At 70.9% G+C, this 20,392-nt stretch carries 24 protein-coding genes; 13 read left to right on the top strand and 11 right to left on the bottom strand.

Features of this window, described 5'->3' with window-relative positions; all coding sequences use genetic code 11:
• Positions 1–12: 12 nt before the first annotated feature.
• The gene (pgi, locus tag RAC69_RS10900; protein WP_375086827.1) at positions 13–1,692 is read right to left on the bottom strand and encodes a glucose-6-phosphate isomerase; all 1,680 of its coding nucleotides are present in this window, start codon (positions 1,690–1,692) and stop codon (positions 13–15) included.
• Positions 1,693–1,710: 18 nt separating this feature from the next.
• Positions 1,711–2,052, bottom strand: a complete 342-nt coding sequence (locus RAC69_RS10895) for an ATP-dependent DNA ligase (RefSeq protein ID WP_375086826.1) — start codon at positions 2,050–2,052, stop codon at positions 1,711–1,713.
• Positions 2,053–2,256: 204 nt separating this feature from the next.
• On the opposite strand from RAC69_RS10895, the gene RAC69_RS10890 reads away from it, so the two are divergent.
• Positions 2,257–2,583, top strand: coding sequence for a hypothetical protein (locus tag RAC69_RS10890; protein WP_375086825.1), 327 nt, complete (start codon positions 2,257–2,259; stop codon positions 2,581–2,583).
• A 3-nt stretch (positions 2,584–2,586) separates the two neighbouring features.
• Here RAC69_RS10890 and RAC69_RS10885 read toward each other — a convergent pair whose 3' ends face one another.
• Positions 2,587–3,198 carry a flavodoxin family protein gene (locus RAC69_RS10885; RefSeq protein WP_375086824.1) on the bottom strand — a complete coding sequence of 204 codons (612 nt, stop codon included), beginning with the start codon at positions 3,196–3,198 and terminating at the stop codon, positions 2,587–2,589.
• A 121-nt stretch (positions 3,199–3,319) separates the two neighbouring features.
• On the opposite strand from RAC69_RS10885, the gene RAC69_RS10880 reads away from it, so the two are divergent.
• The gene (locus RAC69_RS10880; protein ID WP_341933847.1) at positions 3,320–3,550 is read left to right on the top strand and encodes a hypothetical protein; all 231 of its coding nucleotides are present in this window, start codon (positions 3,320–3,322) and stop codon (positions 3,548–3,550) included.
• Here the strand turns inward: RAC69_RS10880 and RAC69_RS10875 are convergent, their stop codons facing one another.
• The 3 genes from RAC69_RS10875 to RAC69_RS10865 are packed head-to-tail and all read right to left on the bottom strand — an operon-like array spanning position 3,551 to position 5,025.
• The gene (locus RAC69_RS10875; RefSeq protein ID WP_375086823.1) at positions 3,551–4,153 is read right to left on the bottom strand and encodes a GNAT family N-acetyltransferase; all 603 of its coding nucleotides are present in this window, start codon (positions 4,151–4,153) and stop codon (positions 3,551–3,553) included.
• 34 nt (positions 4,154–4,187) lie between these two features.
• Positions 4,188–4,628 (bottom strand): ImmA/IrrE family metallo-endopeptidase, encoded by a 441-nt coding sequence (locus RAC69_RS10870; protein WP_375086822.1) that lies wholly within the window; start codon positions 4,626–4,628, stop codon positions 4,188–4,190.
• Between the two features lie 22 nt (positions 4,629–4,650).
• Entirely contained in the window at positions 4,651–5,025 is a 375-nt protein-coding gene (locus RAC69_RS10865; protein WP_341933850.1) for a helix-turn-helix domain-containing protein, read from the bottom strand.
• 94 nt (positions 5,026–5,119) lie between these two features.
• On the opposite strand from RAC69_RS10865, the gene RAC69_RS10860 reads away from it, so the two are divergent.
• From RAC69_RS10860 to RAC69_RS10850, 3 genes are read left to right on the top strand one after another with little or no spacing between them, the layout of a single operon-like run.
• Complete coding sequence (locus RAC69_RS10860) at positions 5,120–5,344, top strand: helix-turn-helix domain-containing protein (protein WP_375086821.1); 225 nt, start codon at positions 5,120–5,122, stop codon at positions 5,342–5,344.
• A 53-nt stretch (positions 5,345–5,397) separates the two neighbouring features.
• Positions 5,398–6,327 (top strand): aldo/keto reductase family oxidoreductase, encoded by a 930-nt coding sequence (locus tag RAC69_RS10855; protein ID WP_375086820.1) that lies wholly within the window; start codon positions 5,398–5,400, stop codon positions 6,325–6,327.
• A gap of 38 nt (positions 6,328–6,365) precedes the next feature.
• Positions 6,366–6,764 (top strand): PLDc N-terminal domain-containing protein, encoded by a 399-nt coding sequence (locus tag RAC69_RS10850; RefSeq protein WP_375086819.1) that lies wholly within the window; start codon positions 6,366–6,368, stop codon positions 6,762–6,764.
• Here the strand turns inward: RAC69_RS10850 and RAC69_RS10845 are convergent.
• Genes RAC69_RS10845 through RAC69_RS10830 form a run of 4 tightly spaced genes read right to left on the bottom strand, consistent with a single transcriptional unit; the run spans position 6,761 to position 10,345 of the window.
• Positions 6,761–7,750 carry an epimerase gene (locus tag RAC69_RS10845; RefSeq protein ID WP_375086818.1) on the bottom strand — a complete coding sequence of 330 codons (990 nt, stop codon included), beginning with the start codon at positions 7,748–7,750 and terminating at the stop codon, positions 6,761–6,763. The genes RAC69_RS10850 and RAC69_RS10845 overlap by 4 nt on opposite strands.
• The gene (locus RAC69_RS10840; RefSeq protein ID WP_375086817.1) at positions 7,747–8,373 is read right to left on the bottom strand and encodes a DUF4166 domain-containing protein; all 627 of its coding nucleotides are present in this window, start codon (positions 8,371–8,373) and stop codon (positions 7,747–7,749) included. Before RAC69_RS10840 ends, RAC69_RS10845 begins: the two co-directional genes overlap by 4 nt.
• Positions 8,374–8,412: 39 nt before the next feature.
• Positions 8,413–9,357, bottom strand: coding sequence for an NYN domain-containing protein (locus RAC69_RS10835; RefSeq protein ID WP_375086816.1), 945 nt, complete (start codon positions 9,355–9,357; stop codon positions 8,413–8,415).
• Positions 9,350–10,345, bottom strand: coding sequence for a Gfo/Idh/MocA family protein (locus RAC69_RS10830; protein ID WP_375086815.1), 996 nt, complete (start codon positions 10,343–10,345; stop codon positions 9,350–9,352). Before RAC69_RS10830 ends, RAC69_RS10835 begins: the two co-directional genes overlap by 8 nt.
• 114 nt (positions 10,346–10,459) lie before the next feature.
• Here RAC69_RS10830 and RAC69_RS10825 point away from each other — a divergent pair, with 114 nt between their 5' ends.
• The 8 genes from RAC69_RS10825 (at position 10,460) to RAC69_RS10790 (ending at position 19,415) form a co-directional block, all read left to right on the top strand.
• Positions 10,460–11,872 (top strand): NtaA/DmoA family FMN-dependent monooxygenase, encoded by a 1,413-nt coding sequence (locus RAC69_RS10825; protein WP_375086814.1) that lies wholly within the window; start codon positions 10,460–10,462, stop codon positions 11,870–11,872.
• A gap of 131 nt (positions 11,873–12,003) precedes the next feature.
• Positions 12,004–13,638, top strand: coding sequence for a TIGR04028 family ABC transporter substrate-binding protein (locus RAC69_RS10820; protein WP_375086813.1), 1,635 nt, complete (start codon positions 12,004–12,006; stop codon positions 13,636–13,638).
• Between the two features lie 10 nt (positions 13,639–13,648).
• Positions 13,649–14,596: an ABC transporter permease gene (locus RAC69_RS10815; RefSeq protein ID WP_375086812.1), complete on the top strand. Its 948-nt coding sequence runs from the start codon at positions 13,649–13,651 to the stop codon at positions 14,594–14,596.
• Entirely contained in the window at positions 14,593–15,483 is an 891-nt protein-coding gene (locus tag RAC69_RS10810; protein WP_375086811.1) for an ABC transporter permease, read from the top strand. Before RAC69_RS10815 ends, RAC69_RS10810 begins: the two co-directional genes overlap by 4 nt.
• Positions 15,480–17,144: a dipeptide ABC transporter ATP-binding protein gene (locus tag RAC69_RS10805; RefSeq protein ID WP_375086810.1), complete on the top strand. Its 1,665-nt coding sequence runs from the start codon at positions 15,480–15,482 to the stop codon at positions 17,142–17,144. Before RAC69_RS10810 ends, RAC69_RS10805 begins: the two co-directional genes overlap by 4 nt.
• A complete protein-coding gene (locus RAC69_RS10800; protein ID WP_375086809.1) occupies positions 17,141–18,184 on the top strand; it encodes a putative FMN-dependent luciferase-like monooxygenase in 1,044 nt (347 codons plus the stop codon). Before RAC69_RS10805 ends, RAC69_RS10800 begins: the two co-directional genes overlap by 4 nt.
• Positions 18,181–18,774: a CMD domain protein gene (locus RAC69_RS10795; RefSeq protein WP_375086808.1), complete on the top strand. Its 594-nt coding sequence runs from the start codon at positions 18,181–18,183 to the stop codon at positions 18,772–18,774. The genes RAC69_RS10800 and RAC69_RS10795 overlap by 4 nt, the downstream gene beginning before the upstream one ends.
• Positions 18,771–19,415: an alkylhydroperoxidase domain protein gene (locus tag RAC69_RS10790; protein ID WP_375086807.1), complete on the top strand. Its 645-nt coding sequence runs from the start codon at positions 18,771–18,773 to the stop codon at positions 19,413–19,415. The genes RAC69_RS10795 and RAC69_RS10790 overlap by 4 nt, the downstream gene beginning before the upstream one ends.
• Here the strand turns inward: RAC69_RS10790 and RAC69_RS10785 are convergent.
• Positions 19,412–20,356, bottom strand: a complete 945-nt coding sequence (locus RAC69_RS10785; RefSeq protein WP_375086806.1) for a zinc-binding alcohol dehydrogenase family protein — start codon at positions 20,354–20,356, stop codon at positions 19,412–19,414. The genes RAC69_RS10790 and RAC69_RS10785 overlap by 4 nt on opposite strands.
• Positions 20,357–20,392 lie beyond the last annotated feature (36 nt).

Below are 20,392 nucleotides of genomic sequence, written 5' to 3'. Positions count from 1 at the left end.
GCGCTGCGGTCTTCAGCTCCGGTGCGTGCGGTAGTACTGCAGGAGCGCCTTCGTCGACGGGTCCTGTGCGGCCACGGCATCCTCGTCTCCGCCGATGGCGGGGGCGATCTGCATCGCCAGCTGCTTGCCGAGCTCGACGCCCCACTGGTCGAAGGAGTTGATGCCCCAGATCGTGCCCTGCGTGAAAGTGATGTGCTCGTACAGCGCGATGAGCTGCCCCAGCACCTGCGGCGTGAGCGCCGGCGCGAAGATCGACGTCGTGGGGCGGTTGCCCGCGAAGGTCCGCGCCGAGACGAGCGCGCCCGTCGTGCCCTCGGCTTCGACCTCGGCGGCCGTCTTGCCGAACGCGAGGGCCTTGGTCTGGGCGAGGAAGTTCGCGAGGAACAGCTCGTGCACGTCCTGTGCACCGTCGCTCAGCGGATACGCGGGGTTCACGAACGCGATGAAGTCGGCGGGGATGAGCCGGGTGCCCTGGTGGATGAGCTGGTAGAACGCGTGCTGCCCGTTCGTGCCCGGCTCGCCCCAGAACACCTCGCCGGTGTCGGTGGTGACGGAGGAGCCGTCCCAGCGCACGGACTTGCCGTTGGATTCCATCGTGAGCTGCTGCAGGTACGCGGGGAACCGGTTCAGCTGCTGCGCGTAGGGGAGCACCGCGTGCGACTGCGCCCCATGGAAGTTGTTGTACCAGACGTTGAGCAGGCCCATCAGCACCGGCACGTTGCGCTCGAGCGGGGTGGTGCGCACGTGCTCGTCGACGGAGTGGAAACCGGCCAGCAGGTCGCGGAACACGTCGGGGCCCAGTACGACGGCGAGGGAGAGGCCGATCGCGGAGTCGACCGAGTAGCGGCCGCCCACCCAGTCCCAGAAGCCGAAGGCGTTGACCGGGTCGATACCGAAGTCGGCGACCTTGTCGAGCGCCGTCGACACGGCCACGAAGTGGTGCGCCACGGCGTCGGTGCGCGCGTCATCGGAATCGGCGATGGCGCCGGATGCCGCGAGCCCGCTCCACAGCCACTGGCGCGCCAGGCGTGCGTTCGTGAGTGTCTCGAGCGTCGTGAACGTCTTCGACGCCACGATGAACAGCGTCGTCTCCGGGTCGAGGTCGGCGGTCTTCTGCGCCAGGTCCGTCGGGTCGATGTTCGAGACGAACCGCGCCTCGATGCCGGCGTCGGCGTAGGGCTTCAGGGCCTCGTAGACCATGACCGGGCCGAGATCCGACCCGCCGATGCCGATGTTGACGACGTGGGTGACCCTCTTCCCCGTGACGCCGAGCCACTCGCCCGCGCGCACGCGCGTGGCGAACGCGGAAAGCGCCTCCAGGACCGACTGGACATCGGCGTCGACGTCCTGCCCGTCGACGATCAGCGCCGGCTCGGCTCCGGAGGGACGCCGGAGCGCGGTGTGCAGCACGGCGCGATCCTCAGACGTGTTGAGGTGCGCCCCGGAGAGCATCGCAGCGTACCGGTCGGCGACGCCGGTCTCCTCGGCGAGCCGCAGCAGAGCCGCCAGCACGTCGTCGGTGATGAGGTTCTTCGACAGGTCGACGTGCAGGTCCGCGAGCGGGAAGGAGAATCGATCTGCGCGGGCCGGATCCTCCGCGAACCAGCCGCGGAGATCGGGCGAGAAGGACTCGCGCAGCGCGCGGAGCTCGGACCAGGCGGACGTGACTGTCGGATCGACGGGAGCGCTCATGGCTCAACGCTACTGCGGTCAGACGAGCAACGGGTTCTCCTCGTTCCCCCAGGTCGGATCGCCGCGCAGGGGCTCGGGGGTGAGGTACAGGCCGGCAGGCTGCGCCGCCGTCACGGCGAGGTCCCGCATCCAGTGCTTGTTGAGCTCGGGGGCGCGGCTCCCGAAGAACTTGAACACGAGTGAGCTCGCCGGATGCACCCAGACCGTGGTGCGTCCGCCGCCGACGCTCGCGTCCTCGCGCCAGCTGAACGGGAACGACTCACCGCGCCGCAGCTTCGCCGTCATCACGAGCTGCAGGTGCGTGAGCGCACGATCCTCGATCTCCACCCTCGGTCCGCCGTCGTACGTGAATCGTCCCATCGGTGCTGCCTCCTCGATGTCGGACCGTCCACGCTCGCACGACGCCGTGCCGCCGCAGAGGGGGTGTACAGGGGCTCCCCGGGGGAGGATCATGGCAGACGCACGCCATGCGGGTCGCTCGCGCCGCCACGGGGCCGTGAGGTTCCGCTGTGCTCCCTGACACGGGAGTACGCGGACGGTGCCCCACCGGGGTACGGTTCACTCATGGGAAGACTGCGATATGACGGCACCTCCGAGCCGATCCGCATCGACGATGAGACGCTCGCGGTCCTGAAGGTCATCGTCGGGACGAAGCTGCGGCGGCAGGAGAGCTTCATGATGACGTGGCGCCCGGCCGAGGGCGGAGACCCCGGGCGGGTGACGGTGTGGATCCATCCCGCAATCCCGCTGCAGTTCCTCTTCACGGCCTCCGAGCCGCAGCACATCGAGAAGCGCCGTGTCGAAGAGGTCATGCACGCGCTCAACGCCTCGGGCGAGCTCGTGATCGATGACTGGGGCCGCATCGAGGCCACGGAGGCCACCCCCGCCTGACGCCTATTCGGCCGGGAAGCCCTGCTCCTTCAGCGCCGACGCCAGGTGTGCGGCGTTGCGGGCCGCGGTCGCCGTGGCCGACGCGACCTCCTCCGGGGTCTCGGACAGGTCCTTGTAATCCACGCCCTGCATGGCTTCGCCGTTCCAGTACACAGACCCCTGCGCGGCGATCGTGTAGCCGACGTCGTTGAGGCCCTGGAACAGGATGGCGGCGATGTGGTGTGCGCCGTCCTCGTTGCCGACGATGCCCGCGATCGCGACCTTGTCGAACAGGATCGGCCGGCCCTCGTCATCCGTCTCGCTGAGCTCGGCGTCGAGGCGCTCGAGCACCCGTTGCGCGACGCTCGAGTGCTGACCCATCCACGTCGGCGTCACGAAGACGAGGATGTCGGCGTCGAGCACCTTGCGGCGGAGCTCGGGCCATTCGTCGTCGCCGCCCATGTCGGCCTCGACGCCCGGGCTGAGGGTGTGGTCGACGGCTCGGACGAGCTGCCCGTCGACGCCGTGCTCGGAGAGGGCCGCGAGGATCTGCGACGCGAGCAGGTCGGAGCTCGACTCCGACGGCGACGGCTTCAGCGTGCAGGAGATGGCGATGGCCGTGGTGTGTGTGCTCATGGCCTGCACGAAACCACTCGCCCGGTGCTCGGCCAAGGGGGTTCCGAAGCCTCCGGACGTGCGCTAGGAACGGTGTCGATCGGGATGCGGCGGGCGGAGTGCGCGCGCGACGGTATCCTGGATGACGGCCGCAACGACAGGAGACCCCGTGATCCTCAGCTTCATCTTCTTCCTGGTCCTCTTCCTCGGAGGGATCTGGCTCCTGGGCCTCGCGCAGGTGCTCCCGGAGTTCCAGGGGGTCGTCTTCGCAGCCGGCATCCTCATCATCTGCCTGTCGCTCGCGTTCGTGATGCGTCAGCGGGGATCCGCCACGCGTCGCGACGACAACTGGTCGGGCAACGCGACCGAGTGATCAGACCCTGGCGGCGAGTCTCGCCTCCAGGTTCGCCCGCACGGCCGGCCACTCCGGATCGATGATCGAGTACTCGACGCTGTCGCGCAGCGCCCCGTTGCGGTAGCGGCTCATCGCGCGCATCACGCCGTCCTGCTTCGCGCCGAGGCGCTCGATCGCCGCGCGGGACTGGAAGTTCACCCACTGCGTGGTGAGGCCGACGCGGAACACCCCCAGGTCCTCGAAGGCGTGGCGGAGCAGGAGCAGCTTGGATTCGGCGTTCGTGCCCGTGCCGTGGGCGGACGGCCGGTTCCACGTGTACCCGATGTGCAGTCGCGGCACGTCGGCGACGATGTCGTAGAAGGACGTGAGTCCGAGTGTCCTGCCCGCGGCGTCGAACGCGGTGAACGGGATCATCTCGCCGGTCTCGAGCAGACCGAGACGGCGGTCGATCTCGGCCGAGAGGCCCTCGGGGGAGGGGATGGACGTGTACCACGCGCGCTTCCAGAGGTCGCCTTCGGTCAGCGCGTCGAGGAGCCCGTCGTGGTGCGATCGCTCGAGCGGACGCAGCTCGACGAGGCGGCCGATGAGCGTGACGGGTGCGGGTGAGGTGGTGAACGTCATACCGCCATTCAATCAGCGACGAGGGGTCCCTCCGTCACGCGGAGACGGCGCGATGCGTCCACTGCCCGCGCCCGAGGCGCGGTTCGACGTAGGTGACGTCGCCGACCCGGCGGAGCAGGCGGCGATACGCGAGAACGAGGTCGACGGTGACTCCGAGGTCGAACGCGATGCTCGCGGCGTGCCCGTCGCGGGCGGCTTCGGCCTCGGCGTAGGCGGTCGGGGTGATGAGCAGGCGCGCCGCCCATTCGTCGGCGCTCCGTTCCTGCCGGTCGCGCTCGGTGGGATCCGGCGTGTACTCGTGACCGAGGACGGCGTGGCCGAGCTCGTGAGCGATGACGCTGCGCGTCGTGCGCGCGCTCATGCCCGGGGCGATCCGGATGGTGGCCGAACGCGGATCGTACCCGCCACAGGAGCGCCCAGGGTGCTCGATGACGCGCAGGCCGTGAGTCTCGACGAGTCGCAGGAGCTGGTCCACGGGGCTCCTCTCGTCGTGGGGGTCAGTCGTACAGGTCGTCGGTGTCGGCGTCGTGGGGGAGGGGCGAGTCGAATGCGACCTCTGCGTCATTCTGCCGGCGGCCGGGGACATCGGGGCGCGAGGGGAACGGGATCACGGGAGCATGACGGTCGCCCTCCGCGCCGAGCCGTTCCTCTGCGCGGGACAGGATGACGTGGGGTGCGACTCCGAGCGCCGCGCCGACCGCGTACACGACGGGGACGGGGATGGCGCGCTTGCCCGTGACGTAGTTGTCGAGCGCGCTGCGCGCGAACCCGATCTCCCGCGCCATCGCGGCGATGCTGCTTCCCGCGGCCGCGATCTCGGCGCGGAGCTGGCGCCCGACGGCGGCATTGAACGACTCGGCCGGTGTCTTCACGCGAGTCACGATAGCACCGGCCTGACGCCAGGATGCCGTCATATCGGTGCGTCGAGCGTTGTGGACGCCCCATATGCGGCGGTACTGTCGACGGGTGACGACAGAAGTTCGACGTCTGGTGGCATCCGCCGTCCTCTCGGAGCTGGGGAGAAGGGGGCGTGACGCGGTCTGGCTCGCGGACCGCGCGGGGCTTGATGAGCGGGTGGTCGCGGCGTCGCTGGCGGGCCGGCGCGACCTCACCGTCGCCGAGCTCGCGGCGGTCGCCGACGCCCTCGACGTCTCGCCCGCGCGTCTCACGCCGTCTGCGCCCGCCGACTGACCGGTCGACTGCGCGCCCGTGCGCGGCGCGCCCCGCCGCGCTAGCGTTGACGCATGAAGACCGTACCCCTCGGACAGTCCACCGCCCCCGCCGTCGTCGCCGGGATGATGCGCATCAACGACAAGAGCGACGCGCAGATCCGGGAGCTGTACGACGCCGCGCGCGGCTCGGGCATCGACTTCTTCGACCACGCCGACATCTACGGCGGGAGCATGCACTTCTGCGAGGAGCGCTTCGCCTCGGCCCTCGGTTTGAGTCCGTCGGAGCGCGACGAGATCGTGCTGCAGACGAAGTGCGGCATCGTGCCGAAGCAGGGCATGTTCGACTTCTCGTACGAGCACATCGTGCAGCAGGTGGACGGATCGCTCGCTGCTCTGGGCACCGACCGCATCGATGTGCTGCTGCTGCACCGCCCCGATGCCCTCGTCGAGCCCGACGAGGTCGCCAGGGCTTTCGACGAGCTCGAGTCGTCGGGCAAGGTGCGCGCCTTCGGCGTCTCGAACCACACCCCGCGGCAGATCGACCTGCTGCGCACCGCGGTCTCGCAGCCGCTGGTCGCGAACCAGCTGCAGCTGTCGATCACGCACGCGCCGATCATCGCCCAGCCCGTCGCCGCGAACATGGCGGGGGAGGAGCAGAGCGTCGTCCGCGACGGCGGCGGCATCGTCGAGTACTGCCGGATCAACGGCATCACGATCCAGGCCTGGTCGCCGTTCCAGGGCGGGTTCTTTACCGGGGTCTTCCTGGGCGATCCCGAGTACGCCGAGCTCAACGCCGTGATCGACCGCCTCGCGGCGGCGTACGGTGTCGAGCCCATCGCGATCGCGACGGCCTGGATCACCCGGCACCCGGCCAAGATGCAGGTGGTGCTCGGCACCACGACGCCGCAGCGCGTGCGGGATGCCGCGGCCGGCGCCGACGTCGCGCTCACGCGAGCCGAATGGTACGAGCTGTTCCGTGCCGCGGGGCACGTGCTGCCCTAGCCCGCGCGCGGCGCGCCCCGGTCGTCTACCCTGAACACATGCCGTTCCTGTTCTCGCTCCTCGTCATCGCCCTGATGGTCGGTGCGCTGGTCGACATCATCCGGCGCGAGGACTCGCAGGTGCGGTTCCTGCCGAAGATGGCGTGGATCATCATCGTGATCCTGCTGCCCCTCATCGGCAGTCTGCTGTGGTTCGCGATCGGTCGTGAGTACTCGGAGGCGGGGCTGCGCATCCCGCGCATGCGGGCGGCCGCGACGCCGTCCGCGCCCCGGCGGGCCGACCCGATGCCGGCTGTCCCCGTCGACACCCGGTCCACCGAGGAGCAGATCGCCGATCTCGACCGCGAGATCGAGGAGTGGCGGCTGCGTGCCGAGATCGAGAAGCATCGTCGCGACAGCGGCGAGAACGCATCGGGGTCGGAGACCGCTGCGGGCTAGGCGCGGCCTGCCGGGGCGTCGAACGACTCCCTGATCGCCGGTTCCAGGGTCGGGTACGAGAACGCGAAACCCGCCGCCTCGAGCTTCTCGGGCACCACCCACCTGCTCTTGAGGATGAGCTCCGTCTCGGTGCGGATGCCGATCGCGCCGAGCTCCAGCATCCAGCGCGGCATGGGCGGGCCGAACGGCACGCCCAGCACCCGGCGGACGGTCGCCATGAACGTCGTGTTGTCGACAGGGTTCGGGGCGGCGGCGTTGACCGGGCCGTCGAGCGACGGGGTCTGCTCGAGGAAGTCGATGATGCGGGCGACGTCGTCCACGTGCACCCAGCTGAAGCGCTGGCGTCCGCGACGCGCTCCGAACTCGTGCCCCGTGCCGGCCGCGCGTCGGGCGCGACCGATCGGCCACCGTCCGTCCCACTGGGCGCCGCCCATGCCGAGGCGGGCGAGGTTCTTCAGCGGACCGAGCACCCCGCCGTGCCCGAGCACGATCGCGCTGCGCAGGGCGACGCGTCGCGTGCCCGGCAGCTCCTCCGCGAACAGCGCCCGCTCCCAGGCCTTCGCCACCTCGACCGAGAAGCCGGAGCCGATCTCACCCGTGGACTCCGTCATCGGGCGGTCCTCCGCGTGCCGGTAGATCGTGGCGGTCGACGAGTTCACCCACAGCGCAGGGGGCTCGGCCGCCCGGGCGATCGCCCCCGACAGGGCGGCCGTGGTGTCGAGCCGCGAGCGGAAGATCGCCGCGCGGTTCTCGGGGGTGTACCGGCAGTTCACGCTCTTGCCGGCGAGGCCGATGACCAGGGTCGCACCGTCGACGGCGGCATCGATCCCGTGCTGATCGTCCCACCGGAGGTCCGCCCCCGATCGTGAGACGGTCACGACCTCGCGGCCCGCCGCCTGGAAGCGCGACACGAGGTGGCGACCCATGAATCCGGTGGAGCCGCCGATCACGACACGGCCGGTGGCGGAGGGGGCGGGTGACGTCACGGGGTCTCGCTCTCGATCGCGTACTCGAAGAAGCCGATGTACTCGTACACGCGCCCCAGCACCGGGGCGTCGATGGTCATCGAGACATGGTGGCGCTCGCGCTCCTCGTCCCAGCGCTCCACGAGTCCGATGCGCGGGCTGAGGAACCCCGGGACGGAGAAGCGCAGGGGACCGAGGCGCAGCCCGACACGTCGGATCGTCAGCACGACGGCCTCGTCGCGCACGTCGATGTCGAAGGTGGTCACGACCGTGCGGTGCGGACCGATCTCGTTGCGGAGGACGCCGCCGGCGGTCAGCTCCACGGCATCCGGCATGACCCAGGCGCGACCGGGCAGTTCGAACCACCGGATCGCGAGGGCGCGGCCGTCGACGGTGCGGTTCTCGATGCGGAACGGCACGTCGCGTTCCCAGCCCGCGAAGGCGACACCGAGGGCTTCGGCGATCCGGAACATCGGCCGCAGCCACCGGTACCGCGACCCGGCGGTCGTGAACACCCCGGTCCCGACGCCCACGTGCCCGGGCGGAATCGTGCGGAAGTACCAGGCGGTCTTCGGGTGGAGCTCGGAGATCCGGGCGCCCAGAGCCCGTTCGTACGGAGAGGTCGAGGCGTCCTGCGCGGTCACGCCCTCAGCCTAGCGAGGCAGCGGGAGGGTGGTCGACGCTCACGGCTCGCGCAGACGCACGAGCCGCTCGTGGCCCGTCTCCTCCAGTTCGGCGATGTCGCCGCGCGACTTCAGGAAGTCGGAGAAGGAGCGGTAGCCGAGCGCCTTCTCGCTGAACGACGGGTCCATGCGACGCATATGCGTCTTCACGGCGGAGCTGTGCAGCCACTCGTCGGCGTCCGCCTTGTCGTGGCCGAGGCGCAGGGCGCGCTGCAGCAGCTCCGTCGCCTCGTCCTTCTCGTCGACCTTGGCCGGGGCTGCGGCCGCCTTCTGCTTCGCGGCCTTCGCCGGCTGCCGCGATTTCGTCTTGGCCGCCGGCTCGACGGTCGGCTCCGAGACCGTCTCCGGCAGCTCGGGCACGGTGGGGGCCTTCGACGGGCGGACGACGCCCGGCAGCGAGTCGTAGGCTTCGAACTCGTCGCACGCGGCGGCGAGCGACTTGGCCGTCGACCCGGCCACTCCCACGCCGATCACGTAGCGACCCAGCCGCTTGCACCGCTGCGCGAGCGGCACGTAGTCGCTGTCGCCCGCGACGATCACGACGTGGGTGAGGTCGGGGAGGCGGAACATGTCCTCCACGGCATCCACGGCCAGCCGGATGTCGGCGCCGTTCTTCGCGTACGCGGCCGCGGGAAACAGCTGCACGAGGTCGACCGCGCGCGCGACGAGCTGCGAGCGGTACTCGGCGTTGACCGGCGACGACCAGTCGGCGTAGGCGCGGGTCAGCACGAGGGTTCCGAACGACGCGGCGTAGTCGATGATCGCGCCGACCTCGATCATCGCGCGCGCGAGGCGCTCGGCGACGTCTGGATCGTCGGGGTTCTCCGCGATGCGCTGACGGTCCTTGCCGTACGCATTGCGCCCGTGCACGCGGTCGTACCAGGAGATGACGATGTTGTCGAAGTCCAGGTAGACCGCCACGCGGGCGTCGGTGGCCTCAGCCATTGGTCGCCCCTTCCCTCGGGTAGCGCACCCCGATCTGCGCGCGGATCTCGTCGAGCGTGCCCATGATCGCGACGCTCTCCGCGATGGGCAGGATATCGCCCTCGATGATGCCGTCACGCACGAGGCGCTCGGCTGCCATGGCCTGGTACTCCATGCCGCGACCTGCGACGTCGGAGGCGTATTCCTCGGCCACGGTGCCGTCGGGCAGGATCACACGGAACGTGGTGGGGGTGTACCAGACCTCGTCGATGTCGATCCGTGCGTCGGTGCCGACGATGCTCGCCGTGTTCGGCCCCGCGGCACGCGACGACGACAGGCTCGTCGAGATCGCGCCGCCCTCGTGGGTCATGATCGTGGCGACCTCGGCGTCGGCGCCGGTCTCGACGAGGCGGCCGACGGCGGTGACGGTCGTCGGTGCGCCCAGCACGTCCCAGATGAACGAGATCGGGTAGATGCCCAGGTCGAGCAGGGCGCCGCCGCCGAGCTCGAGCGCGTTCAGACGGTGCGCGGGATCGGTCGGGAGCTTCTGGGTGTGGTCGGCGGTGACGGCGCGGATCTCGCCCAGCGTGCCGGCCTCGATGATCTCGCGGATGCGCACCATGTGCGGCAGGTAGCGGGTCCACATGGCCTCCATGACGAGCAGCCCGCGCTCGGCCGCGAGACGCTGCAGGTCCTCGGCCTCCTGCCGGTTGAGCGTGAACGCCTTCTCGACGAGCACGTGCTTGCCCGCCTCGAGCGCGAGCTTCGCGTTCTCGTGATGCATCGGGTGCGGCGTCGAGACGTAGACGATGTCGACGTCGGGATCGGCGACGAGGGCCTCGTACGACGGGTGCGCGTGCGCGATGTCGAAGCGGGAGGCGAACGCATCCGCCGATTCCTGCGAACGAGAGCCCACGGCGACGAGATCGAGTCCGGCGGTGCGCAGGTCGGATGCGAAGGCGGAGGCGATGCCGCCGGTCGCGAGGATTCCCCAACGAAGTCCAGTCATGTTCTCAGCGTAGAGGGTGGGGACGCGCGCGGAGATGTGTCGTCGTGTTGCGCCCCGTGTCGTCGCGCTTCCTCCTCCTTGGCCGCGCGCGCGGCGCGCTCCTACTTTCGGGGCATGACCGAACCCCTCATCGTCGGCGCCATGGTGCGCACGCTCGGCGCGTACCCCTCCGGCTGGCGTTATCCCGGAGCCCACCGGACCCCGCAGACGGACGCCGAGATCCTGCGACTCGTCGCACGGGAGGGCGAGGACGCGGGTCTCGACTACCTCTTCTTCGGCGACTGGCTCGCCACCGGGCCCGACCTCGAGTTCCGCGACCCCTATCTGCTCGCGCGCATCGACCCGGTCAGCGCGGTGCTCTTCCTGGCCGGCGTCACCTCGCGCATCGGCCTCATCGCGACCGTGAACACCACGTACGCGGATCCGTACGCGACCGCGCGCTCGCTCGCGTCGCTCGACGTGCTCACCGGCGGGCGAGCGGGCATCAACCTCGTCACCGGGGCGGAGCCCCGAGCCGCGGGCAACCACGGTCGCGACGCGCACGCCGACAACGAGTCCCGCTACGACCGCGCGGAGGAGTTCGTCGCCGCGCTGCGCGGACTCTGGGACTCGTGGAGCGAAGACGCCTGGATCGCGGATGCCGAGCGCGGCGTCCTCATCGACCCCGACGGGCTGCGCGCGACCGATCTGGACGGCCGGCAGGTACGGGTGACCGGACCGCTGAACGTCGCCAGGCCGCCGCAGGGGCGCATCCCGATCGTGCACGCCGGGACCTCCCCTCGGTCGCGCGCGCTCGCCGCGACCGAGGCCGACCTCGCGCTGATCGCCGCTCCGCAGCGGGACGATGCGGTCGCCACCCGTCACGCGCTCCGCGAGATCGCCGAGCGGTGCGGCCGCGAGCCGGAGACTCTGAAGGTCATCGCACCCGTGCTCCCCGTCGTCGCGGACACGGATGCCGACGCGCACCGCATCGTCGAGCGGCTGCTGGCTCTCGTGCCCCTCGCCGACGACGCCCACGCCGGGCGCACGGCCTTCCCCGCGAACCGCTCGGTCGACGCCCTCGCCGACGCTCTCGGCGTCGACGCCGACGACCCGCTGCGGGCTGCGGCGTTCGACAGCGCGGTGAGCGCCGACGAGGCGCACCGACTCGGAGCGGCGGGGGATGCGCTGATCGAACGGGTCGCGCGGATCGCCGGTCTGAGAGTCGGCGGTCGATCGGGCGGCGCCGGCGACGGCATCCTCCGCTGGCGTCATCTCGTGGCAGCGCATGCCGTGCCGGCGGCCTTCGTGGTCGGCGACGCGTCGACGATCGCCGATCACTTCGAGGCCTGGCGCGACGCGGGTGCCGCAGACGGGTTCAACGTGCTCTCGGCGTTCCAACCCGCGCAGTTCCAGGCGTTCACGCGCCTGGCAGCCCCCGAGCTGCGCCGCCGTGGACTGCTCGGACGCGGCGACGGCGTCGAGACGTCGACGCTGCGCGACCGTCTCACCGGATTGCGCCCCGTGACGAGACATGACGCTCCGTGACAGGTCGCGTCGGCCCGTGACATCCGTGTCGCCCCGCCGGCGCCGCAGTCCCTAGCGTGATCCACACCTCGCACCCACCCGAACGACCTCGCACCCACCCGAAACCACAGCATCCCTCCTGGAGGACACCCATGAACCGCCGTCTCACCCGGATCGCCGCCGTCGCGCTCCCGCTCGTCCTCGCCGCAGGGCTCGCCGCGTGCGCCTCGTCGCCCGCGCCGAGCGGCGCGACCTCCGAGACGGGGGATCCCGTCACCGGAGGCACGCTCACCTACCTCGAGCACCAGACGTACACCAACCTGTATCCGCCGCAGGCCGGCTTCTACCCCAACGGCGGCCTCGTCAACAACATCACCGCGCGCCTCACCTGGCAGAACCCGGAGACGCTCGAGATCGAGCCGTGGATCGCATCCGAGTGGACCGTGAACGACGACGCGACGGAGTACACCTTCACGCTCCGCCCCGACGTGACGTTCTCCGACGGCACCCCGCTGGATGCGGCCGCCGTGGCGAAGAACTTCGACACCTACGGACTCGGCGACGCGGACCGCGGGCTCACCGTGTCCGAAGCCATCAACAACTACGCCTCCAGCGAGGTCGTCGACGACCGGACCGTGACGTTCCGCTTCACCGCGCCGTCGCCGGGCTTCCTGCAGGCGACGTCGACCATCAACTCGGGGCTGCTGTCGCCCGCGACTCTCGACGGCACGATCGAGGACTTCGGGGCGGGCAACGCCGAGGAGATCATCGGTGCCGGCCCCTTCACGATCACCGATGAGAAGCTCGGCACCGAGCTGACCCTCGAGGCGCGCGAGGACTACGCCTGGGCCCCCGAGAGCGCCGAGAACCAGGGACGCCCGTACGTCGACGCCGTGCACCTCATCGTGACCCCCGAGGACTCGGTGCGCATCGGGTCGCTGCTCGCCGGACAGGCCGATTACGTCCGCTACGTGCAGGCGTTCGACGAGGACCGCGTCGAGAGCGCCGACTTCACGCTCTACGCGCCGCAGACCCGCGGTGTGAACAACTCGATCTCGCTGCGCCCGCAGAATCCGCTGCTCGCCGATCTGCAGGTGCGCCAGGCTCTCGTGGCGGCGGTCGACGCGCAGGAGGTCGTCGACACCCTGTTCACCGAGAACTACCCGGTCGCGACCTCTGTGCTGTCGTCGCAGGCCCTCGGGTACAAGGACGAGTCCGCGCACTACGAGTACGACCCGGACAAGGCCGAGAAGCTGCTCGACGAGGCAGGGTGGGAGCCCGGCTCCGACGGGATCCGCGAGAAGGACGGGCAGCGCCTGGCGATCACGGTGTACGAGGCCGGACCGCAGCCGCTGTCGAAGCAGACGCTCGAGCTCGTCGCGCAGCAGCTCGAGAAGGTCGGCGTCGAGCTGACCGTCAAGCCCGCGGACGCCGGGTCGTACGCCGCCGACACCCGCGACCCGCTCAAGACGGGGTTCTACCACTCGATGGTCGGACGCGCCGACCTCGACGTGATCAAGAGCCAGTACTTCACGAAGAACCGCGACGCCCTCATCTCGAACGACAGCGAGCTCGACGCGCTGCTGCAGACGGTCGCCTCCGAGCCGGATGCCGAGAAGCGCGTCGCCGCGTCGCAGGCCGTGCAGGACTACATCGCCGAGCAGGCGTACGTCATCCCGCTGTTCGAGGAGCCGCAGGTCTACGGCGCGGCCACCTACGTGCACGGCGTCGATTTCGAGTCGGTCGGACGCCCCACCTTCTCGGGCGTCTGGCTCGCCGAGCACTGATCGGAACGAGATGACCTTCGTCCTCCGACGAGCCGGGCAGGCCGCGATCGTGCTGATCGCGGCCTTCACGGCCACCTTCTTCCTGCTGCAGCTGCTGCCGGGCGACGCCATCCTCATCAAGTTCTCGGATCCGAGCCTGGGGCTCTCACCCGATCAGCTCGACAGCATCCGCGCGACCTACGGCGCCGACCTTCCGTGGTGGGAGCAGTACCTGCACGCCGGGCTCGGATTCCTCGCGGGGGACTTCGGATTCTCGACGCAGTTCGGCACCCCGGTGCTCACGATGCTCGCCGACGCGATCCCCTCGACACTGCTGCTGGCCGCGCTCGGACTCGTGGTGGCCCTCGTGATCGCGGTGCTCGTCGCCTGGCTGTCGTCGCTCGCGCCGTTCGGCTGGCTGCGCACCGGCCTGCGGCAGGTCCCCGGGCTGTTCGTGGCCGTGCCGGTCTTCTGGCTCGGCATCCTGCTCATCCAGGTGTTCTCATTCGGCCTCGGCTGGGTACCGATCGTCGGCGCCGACCCCGTCAGCGGACTGGTCCTGCCGGTGCTCACGCTCGCCGTGCCCATCTCGGCGCCCCTCGCGCAGGTGCTCGTGCGGGCGATCGACCAGGTGCAGGCGCAGCCCTTCATCACGGTCGTCCGCGCCAAGGGCGCCCCGCCGTCCTGGGTGCTGACCCGTTCGGTGGCTCGCAACGCCGCGCTCCCCACACTGACGATCGCCGGCGTGCTGTTCGGCGAGCTCGTGGGCGGTGCGGTCGTGACCGAGACCGTGTTCGGCCGCACCGGTATCGGCCGGCTCACCGAGCAGGCGGTCTCGAACCAGGACATCCCGGTGCTGCAGGGGGTGGTGCTGCTGTCGGCTCTCGGCTTCGTGCTCATCAGCTTCGCGGTCGATCTCGTCACCCCGGTCATCGACCCTCGGCAGCGCGCCCTCTCGAAGGCAGGAGCCTCCGCATGACCGTCACCGCCATCGCCGCGGCCTCCGACGTCGAGACAGCGCCGGAACCGCCGCAGCCCCCCGCAGCCGCCGCACCCCGCCGGAGGAGCATCCGCCGCCTGCCGTGGGGACTGTTCCTCGCGGTCGCCGTCGTGGCGCTGGCCGTGCTCTGGGCCGTCATACCAGGCGTGTTCGCCCCGGGGGATCCGCTCACCGGCACCCCCGCGGACAAGCTGCTGCCGCCGAGCGGCGCCCACTGGTTCGGCACCGACACGCTCGGCCGCGACCTGTTCGGCCGGGTCGTGCACGGCGCGGTCCATTCACTGTCCGGGGCGCTCATCGCCGTCACCGTCGGCCTCGCGCTCGGCACGCTCCTCGGCGCGATCGCCGGCGCCGTGGGCGGAGTCGTCGACGACATCCTCATGAGGGTCGTCGACGTGCTGCTCGCGATCCCCGGCCTCCTGCTGTCGCTGTCGGTCATCATCCTGCTCGGATTCGGCACCGTGAACGCCGCGATCGCGGTCGGTCTCGGCAGCGTCGCCGCGTTCGCGAGGCTCATGCGCGCGGAGGTGGCCAGGGTGCGGCGCTCCGAATACGTCGAGGCGGCCTACGGCAGCGGCGGCACGTTCTTCACGGTGCTGCGTCGCCACGTGCTCCCGAACTCGCTCACGCCGATCGTGGCGCTGGCCGCTCTGCAGTTCGGAACCGCGATCCTCGCGATCTCGACACTCGGGTTCCTCGGCTACGGCGCCCCGCCGCCCACGCCGGAGTGGGGGCTGCTCATCGCCGAGGGGCGCAACTACATCGGCACGGCGTGGTGGCTGACGGCGCTGCCCGGTCTCGTCGTCGTCGCGGTGGTGCTCAGCGCCAACCGCATCTCGCACCGCATCGGAAGGAACAGGGCATGACCGCGGCATGCTCGTCTCCCGCAGCCCCCGGGGCGCCCGTCCTCGCCGTCGACGACCTCCACGTCTCGTACGAGACCCGCGCCGGTCGGCGCGAGGTCGTGCACGGCGTCTCCTTCGAGATCGCGGAGGGGGAGACGCTCGCCCTCGTCGGCGAATCGGGGTCGGGCAAGTCCACGACCGCGCACGCCCTGCTCGGACTGCTGCCCGCCGGCGGACGCGTCGAGACCGGCACCGTGCGCCTGGGCGACCTCGACATCTCCGGATGGACGGATCGCGCGCTGCGCGGCATCCGCGGTCCCGAGATCGGACTCGTGCCGCAGGACCCGGTGACCTCACTCGATCCGGTGCGCCCCATCGGCGCCCAGGTCGCCGAGGTGCTGAAGCTGCACGGGCACCGCGACGCCCGTCAGCGAAGAGCCCGCGTGATCGAACTGCTCGACCGGGTCGGCATCGACGATCCCGACCTGCGGGCGCGGCAGTACCCGCATGAGCTGTCGGGCGGCATGCGGCAGCGCGTGCTCATCGCCACGGCGATCGCACTGCGCCCGAGGCTGCTCATCGCCGACGAGCCGACCAGTGCCCTCGACGCCACGGTGCAGCGCCGGGTGCTCGACCTGCTCGACGAACTGCGTCGGGAGGAGGGCACCAGCATCCTGCTCGTCACGCACGATCTGGGTGTGGCGGCAGACCGCGCGCAGCGCCTGGTGGTGCTCAAGGACGGTCGCGTCGTCGAACAGGGAGTCAGCGAGAAGGTCCTCGCCGCGCCGACCGACGGATACACGAGGCAGCTGCTGGCCGACGCCCCGGCATTCGCGACCGGATTCCGGCGCCCCGACGCGCCGCCCTTCCTCCGTGACGCCGCCGCGGTCGCCGCCGAGAACCCGTTCGCCATCACCGCCTCCGGGCTCGTGAAGGAGTTCCGCGTCGCTGGACGGGAGCGGTTCCGCGCCGTCGACGACGTCTCCTTCCGCGTCCGCCGCGGCACGACCCATGCCCTCGTCGGCGAGTCCGGCTCGGGGAAGACGACGACCGCCCGCCTCATCACGCGGTTCCACCAGCCGGATGCCGGGACGGTCGATATCGACGGCGACGACGTCACGGGGCTCTCGGGCTCCCGCCTGCGCGCGCTCCGACGCCGCATCCAGCTCGTCTACCAGAACCCGTTCGCGTCGCTGGATCCCCGACAGCAGATCGTCGACATCGTCGCCGAGCCCTTGCAGAACTTCCGTGTGGGGTCGCGGGGAGAGCGTCGCGATCGCGCACTCGCCCTCATCGACCGGGTGTCTCTGCCGAGCGACGTGGCGCGCCGAACCCCGCGCGAGCTCTCCGGAGGGCAACGGCAGCGCGTGGCGATAGCGCGTGCCCTCGCGATCGATCCCGACATCGTGGTGCTCGACGAAGCCGTGTCAGCGCTCGACGTCACGGTGCAGGCCCGCATCCTCGAACTGCTCACCTCGTTGCAGGCCGAGCTCGGTCTCACCTACCTCTTCATCTCGCACGACCTCGCCGTGGTGCGGCGCATCAGCCACACGGTCTCGGTCATGCGCCGCGGCCGCATCGTCGAAGAGGGGCCGACGGAGGAGCTCTTCCACGACCCGCAGCACGACTACACCAGGGAACTGCTCGCCGCAGTGCCAGGACGAACGGAGCAGCCCGCATGACGGCCCCCACCCTCGCCTTCTTCACCCGGCTGCTCGACGACGCCGCGCCGGGGGAGCGGTTCGCGCTCGCCGCAGAGCAGATCCGGCACGCTGAGCTGCACGGCATCGGTCGAGCCTGGGTCGCGCAGCATCACTTCCGCGCGGCCGAGGGCGGGCTGCCGTCGCCGCTCGTGTTCCTCGCGCATCTCGCGGCGCGCACGACCCGCATCCGCCTCGGCACCGGGGTGATCACGCTGCCGCTCGAAGACCCGGTGCGCGTCGCCGAGGATGCGGTGGTCGCCGACCTGCTCGCCGACGGACGCCTCGACCTCGGGCTCGGCAGCGGGGGCACCCCGTCGTCGTTCGTCCCCTTCGGGGAGGACGTGCGCGACAAGGCCCAGACCTACGATCGCAAGCTGGGCGTGCTGCTCGACGCACTCTCCGGGCGCGACATCGGCGCGGACAACACGCTGTACCCGGATGCGGGAGACCTGCGCGACCGGATCTGGCAGGCGACCTTCTCGGCCGCCGGCGGCCGCAGGGCCGGCATCCACGGCCACGGCCTGCTGCTGTCGCGCACTCAGCCGAGGTCGACCGACGCTCCGCACGCGCCGCTCGCGGCGCTGCAGGACCCCATCATCGACGCCTACCTCGACGCGCTGCCGTCGGGCGCCGCCCCGCGGATCACCGCCTCGCGCACCGTCTTCGTCGCCGACGACCGCGCCGACGCCCTGCGATTCGCCGAGGTCGGTCTGCGCCGCGCCGCAGAGGGATTCCGTCGCCAGGGGCAGACGATCCAGGGCGACGACCTCGACGACCTGATCGCGGCGCTCGACACGCACCTCGGGACCCCGGAGGAGGTGGCCGAATCCCTCGCGGCCGATGCCACGCTGTCTCGGGCGACCGAGATCGCGTTCCAGGTGCACTCCGTCGACGCCCCGCACCCGCACGTCCTCCGCTCGATCGAACTGTTCGCGCAGGAGGTCGCGCCGGCGCTCGGCTACGCCCTCCATCCCGCACCAACCGACACCTTCACCGACACACTCAGGGAGAATGCATGACGCACGACATCGTCGATCGGATCGTGGGGGTGACGCCCGCGCTCGATGAGCTGCGACGACGTCGTCCCGTCACGAAGGAGCAGTTGCAGGCGAGCTTCGACGCGCTGTTCGCGCCGGTCTCCGTCGAGCACGCCTCGCAGGCCGAGCGCGAACTCGTCGCCGCTTTCGCGACGCGACTGGCGGGCGACACCGACCCCACGGGCACCTTCTACGCCGACCGGGCGCTGGCCATCGACCCGGACCGGGCGCCGGTCGTGCTCGCCGAGGCCGCATCGGCGGCGACGGGCGGTCCCTTCGGGTCGTACGCCGAGGCGGGCCTGCAGAGCGAGAACACCGACGGCGACCGGTACACGCCGTCCGCAGCGGTCGTCGAGGTGCTGGGGGAGCGTCTCGCCGCGGCTCTCGCGCACACCCACCTGCTCGTGCTGCGACCGCGGGAGGCCTCGGGCGACGACATCCAGAGACTGCTCGATGCGGGATGGACGGCCGACGGAGTCGTCACCCTCTCGCAGCTGGTCTCGTTCCTCGCCTTCCAGCAGCGGGTCGTGACCGGCCTGCGCGCCCTGTCCAGGGCGGGGGCGGCCGCATGACCTCCTCCACGACACCCGAGACCGCGGTCGCCGTGCTGCACGATCCCGCGCCGCATCCCGACTCCTTCACCCGCGCCGAGGTCGGCTGGACGCCGCATCTGCCTCCGCTGCCCGAAGAGGAGCTCACCGACCGGCACTACGACGGCCTCGTCGACGCGAGTCGCGCCCAGAGCGACTACTTCCGGCTGCTCGTCCGCGACCCGGAGGTGCTCAGGGCGCGAACCCTCGTCGACAAGGACATCTTCTACAACACCCGTGAGGGCCTTCCCCGCGCCGAGCGCGAACTCGCGGCGACCGCGGCGTCCCGCCGCAACGGCTGCGTGTTCTGCGCCTCGGTGCATTCCCGATTCGCCGCCCACCACGGCCGCCGGCCGGACGACGTGGACCGGCTCCTGGACGAGGGTGTGGGCGCCGACCTCGGATCCCGGTGGAACGCCGTCGTCGCGGCATCCGTCACCCTCACCGACACTCCGACGGCGTTCGGCGACGACGAGATCGCCCGACTGCGGGCGGAGGGTCTCGACGACCTCGAGATCGCCGACGTGATCCACGGCGCGGCGTTCTTCAACTGGGCCAACCGGCTCATGCTGTCGATCGGGCGGGCCGTCGCGCCGACAGACGCCGGGCCCTCCCACCCCTAGGGGATCAGGACGATCTTGCCGGATGCGGCACCGGACTCCACGAGCTCGTGGGCCTGTGCCGCCTCGGCGAGCGGCAGTTCGCGGTCGATCTCGATCGTGAAGTCGCCGGTGTCCAGCAGGGCGATCGTGGCCTCGAGGGCTTCGGCACGCCACGCCAGTTCCTGTTCGGTGAGCGGTTCCGGTGCGCCGCCCGAGAAGGCGCGAATGCCGAAGTCCGCGGCGTCGGGACCGCGGACGATCGTCGCGATGCGGTCACGGTCGGAGACCAGATCGAGAGAGGTCTGGATCGCTTCGTCGGTGCCGGCGCAGTCGAGGGCGACCGTGACGCCCTGCGGTGCGGCCTCGCGGACGCGGTCGAGCAGCCCGTCGCCGTACGCGACCGGCGTCGCTCCGAGCTCGCGTAGCAGGTCGTGACGCGCGGGGCTGGCTGTCGCGACCACCGTCGCTCCCCACGCGACCGCGAACTGCACGACCGCCTGGCCGACCGACCCGGACCCGCCGTGCACGAGCAGCACGTCGCCGTCGGAGACGCCGAGCGAGCGGAGCGCCTGATACGCCGTGCCGGCGGGGATGCCGATGCCGGCGCCCTCCGCCGCGGTGACTCCGTCGGGCAGGAGTGCGAGATGCTCCGCGGGGACGGCGAGGAGGCTGGAGTACGTTCCCCTGGTGTCGCGGATGGCGACGCGGTCGCCCACGACGAGACCCTGCACGCCGTCGCCGATGCTCTCGACCACGCCGGCGCCGTCGAAGCCCACCGTGCGGGGCTCGACGATCGGGGGCGACGGCCGCTTCGCGTTGCGCAGCTTGGCGTCGATGGGATTCACACCCGCCGCCTCGATGCGCACGACCACCTCTCCCGCGAGGGGGAGCGGGTCGGGGACCTCGATCTCATGCAGGACGTCAGGGGAACCGAACTCTGTGTAGACGATCGCGCGAGCCATGGAGCCAGGCTAACGCGGATGCGGTCGCCCCGCCCC

It is taken from the genome of Microbacterium sp. LS_15 (genome assembly GCF_041954735.1).
In the GTDB taxonomy this organism is placed as follows: domain Bacteria; phylum Actinomycetota; class Actinomycetes; order Actinomycetales; family Microbacteriaceae; genus Microbacterium.
The sequence above is the reverse complement of the archived record's forward strand: the minus strand, read 5'-3'. Positions and strand labels throughout refer to the sequence as shown.

Bases quoted from the DNA above. Each gene is read 5' to 3' on its own strand.
- pgi (WP_375086827.1), bottom strand. From the start codon at position 1,692: ATGAGCGCTCCCGTCGATCCGACAGTCACGTCCGCCTGGTCCGAGCTC.
- RAC69_RS10895 (WP_375086826.1), bottom strand. From the start codon at position 2,052: ATGGGACGATTCACGTACGACGGCGGACCGAGGGTGGAGATCGAGGAT.
- RAC69_RS10890 (WP_375086825.1), top strand. From the start codon at position 2,257: ATGGGAAGACTGCGATATGACGGCACCTCCGAGCCGATCCGCATCGAC.
- RAC69_RS10885 (WP_375086824.1), bottom strand. From the start codon at position 3,198: ATGAGCACACACACCACGGCCATCGCCATCTCCTGCACGCTGAAGCCG.
- RAC69_RS10880 (WP_341933847.1), top strand. From the start codon at position 3,320: ATGACGGCCGCAACGACAGGAGACCCCGTGATCCTCAGCTTCATCTTC.
- RAC69_RS10875 (WP_375086823.1), bottom strand. From the start codon at position 4,153: ATGACGTTCACCACCTCACCCGCACCCGTCACGCTCATCGGCCGCCTC.
- RAC69_RS10855 (WP_375086820.1), top strand. From the start codon at position 5,398: ATGAAGACCGTACCCCTCGGACAGTCCACCGCCCCCGCCGTCGTCGCC.
- RAC69_RS10850 (WP_375086819.1), top strand. From the start codon at position 6,366: ATGCCGTTCCTGTTCTCGCTCCTCGTCATCGCCCTGATGGTCGGTGCG.
- RAC69_RS10835 (WP_375086816.1), bottom strand. From the start codon at position 9,357: ATGGCTGAGGCCACCGACGCCCGCGTGGCGGTCTACCTGGACTTCGAC.
- RAC69_RS10830 (WP_375086815.1), bottom strand. From the start codon at position 10,345: ATGACTGGACTTCGTTGGGGAATCCTCGCGACCGGCGGCATCGCCTCC.
- RAC69_RS10825 (WP_375086814.1), top strand. From the start codon at position 10,460: ATGACCGAACCCCTCATCGTCGGCGCCATGGTGCGCACGCTCGGCGCG.
- RAC69_RS10820 (WP_375086813.1), top strand. From the start codon at position 12,004: ATGAACCGCCGTCTCACCCGGATCGCCGCCGTCGCGCTCCCGCTCGTC.
- RAC69_RS10815 (WP_375086812.1), top strand. From the start codon at position 13,649: ATGACCTTCGTCCTCCGACGAGCCGGGCAGGCCGCGATCGTGCTGATC.
- RAC69_RS10810 (WP_375086811.1), top strand. From the start codon at position 14,593: ATGACCGTCACCGCCATCGCCGCGGCCTCCGACGTCGAGACAGCGCCG.
- RAC69_RS10805 (WP_375086810.1), top strand. From the start codon at position 15,480: ATGACCGCGGCATGCTCGTCTCCCGCAGCCCCCGGGGCGCCCGTCCTC.
- RAC69_RS10800 (WP_375086809.1), top strand. From the start codon at position 17,141: ATGACGGCCCCCACCCTCGCCTTCTTCACCCGGCTGCTCGACGACGCC.
- RAC69_RS10795 (WP_375086808.1), top strand. From the start codon at position 18,181: ATGACGCACGACATCGTCGATCGGATCGTGGGGGTGACGCCCGCGCTC.
- RAC69_RS10790 (WP_375086807.1), top strand. From the start codon at position 18,771: ATGACCTCCTCCACGACACCCGAGACCGCGGTCGCCGTGCTGCACGAT.
- RAC69_RS10785 (WP_375086806.1), bottom strand. From the start codon at position 20,356: ATGGCTCGCGCGATCGTCTACACAGAGTTCGGTTCCCCTGACGTCCTG.